Source organism: Cupriavidus sp. 01L45, from assembly GCF_056399885.1.
Window position 1 is genome coordinate 1 of record NZ_JBFTSG010000145.1, and the last position, 2,010, is coordinate 2,010.

General features: G+C 67.6%; 2 protein-coding genes. Both read left to right on the plus strand.

All coding sequences use genetic code 11. The features are described 5' to 3' along the window. Positions 1 to 344, plus strand: a 344-nt coding sequence (locus AC1DT6_RS40400; protein WP_477112228.1) for a type VI secretion system domain-containing protein, incomplete at its 5' end; no start/stop codon positions are given. A gap of 23 nt (positions 345 to 367) precedes the next feature. Continuing rightward, a partial coding sequence (gene tssF / locus AC1DT6_RS40405) for a type VI secretion system baseplate subunit TssF (RefSeq protein ID WP_441637689.1) occupies positions 368 to 2,010 on the plus strand: 1,643 nt, incomplete at its 3' end.

The window sequence follows — 2,010 nt, forward strand, 5'->3', positions numbered from 1 at the left end:
AGAGCCTCGATGCCGCGTTCGCCTGGTTGCAGGGCCTGCCGGCGCCGGACGGTGAGCGCGACCGCTTCGTGCGGCAACTGGTGATGGCGCGCGTGGCCGAACGTGCGGGTCGCGCGGACACGGCGTTGCACTTGCTGGGCGCCCTCGAGGTGAACGCGCAGCGCTTTCAGCTGGCCACCTGGGAGCCTTCGCTCGCGTTCGAGGCCAAGCAGCAGCTGCTGCGGTTGYTCAAGGCCCGCATGACGCGCAAGGACGCGGACAAGGTCGCTCTTGCTCAACGTATCGAAGCCCTGCTCGGCGATCTGACCGCCATCGACCCGGCCCGTGCCGTGGCCATCGCCTGACCGGCGAGTTAACTGACAGCCTCATGACCGATCCCACCCAAGACAACGAAATCCTGCGCTACTACGAAGCGGAGATGCGCTACCTGCGCGAAGCCGGCAAGGAGTTCGCCCAGGCGTTTCCCGACCGTGCGCGCATGCTCAATATTGACGGCATCGGCGAGCGCGATCCCCATGTCGAGCGGCTGTTCGAGGGCTTYGCCTTCCTGRTGGGGCGGCTGCGCCATAAGCTGGACGACGAGCTGCCGGAGCTGACCGAAGGGCTGGTCAGCATGCTGTGGCCGCACTACCTGCGCATGATCCCGTCGCTGTCGATCCTCGAGTTGTCCCCGACCMTTGACACGYTGCAGCGCCACGAAACCGTGCCGGCCGGACTGGAGGTGCTGTCCGACCCTGTGCCGCTTGGCACGCAGGCAGCCGGTGGCAATGATGCCGTGCAATGCATCTACCGGACCACGCAAGCRGTCGACTTGTACCCGCTGCGCCTGACCGAGGCCAACGCCTATGCGCGCGAGGATGGCCGCTCGGTGATCCGGTTCAGGCTCGAACTACAGGCGCAGGCACTGCGCGAGCCRCTGGCGGTGCCGCGCCTGCGGCTCTACCTCCATGCCGACCGGCCATTGGCACTGGCGCTGTATGCCGCGCTGACCGCCCGGCCGCTGGCCATGCAGGTGCGCATCCCCGGCTACCCGGAGCAACGCCCGGGCGCGTCCCAGGCGATGCCCGGCCTGGCGCTGGAAGCGGCCGGCTTCGACGCGCAGGCACGCCTGTGGCCCAAGCCGGACAATGCTTTTGGTGGCTACCAGCTGCTGCTGGAGTACTTCACCTTTCCCGAGAAGTTCATGTTCGTGGATCTGGTGGGGCTGGACATGGGCGCCATCCCGCCAGGTACCGGGCATGTTGACGTGGAGGCGGTACTGRCCAGGCCGTTCCCCGACGACATGCGCTTCTCGGCGGAGAACGTGCGGCTCTTCTGCACGCCCATCATCAACCTGTTCGAACTGGAAGCCGACCCGATCACGGTCACGCACGTCGAGACCGAGTACCGGGTGCGGGCCATGGAGCAACACGGGCAGCATGTCGAAGCGTACTCGGTCGATACCGTGCGCGGCTTCGAGGCAGCGAGCGGCGCGCGCTTCGAGTACGCGCCGTTCGCGGCCTTTCGCCACCGGGGCGGCATGCTGCGCCATGAGATGCCCGAGCGCTACTTCCACACCCGGGTGCGCCGCGGTCCCTCGGGCAGGTTCGACACCTGGGTGGTGCTCGGCGGCCATGCCTGGGAGCAGCAACAGACCCTGCCCCAGGAGACGCTGTCGCTGTCGGTCACGGGCACCAACGGCATGCTGCCCCGCAAGGGTCTGCGCGAGGCCGGCATTACGCGTATGCAAAACGGGTTCGCCAACATCGGCGCGGTGCGCAACCTGACCGCACCGACCCTGCCGGTGTACCCGCCCACCGCCGACCGCTTCCACTGGCGCGTGCTGTCGCACCTGGCGCCAAACTACCTGTCGCTGCTCGATGCCGAGGTCCTGCGCGGCAGTCTTGCCCTCTACGACTGGACGGAAGGCGAGATGAACCGCCGGCGCATCGATGCCATCACGGACGTGCGGCACCGGCCCCTGCAAAAGCTCGTTAAAGGCGGCCTGCTGCGCGGCGTGGAGATCGAGGT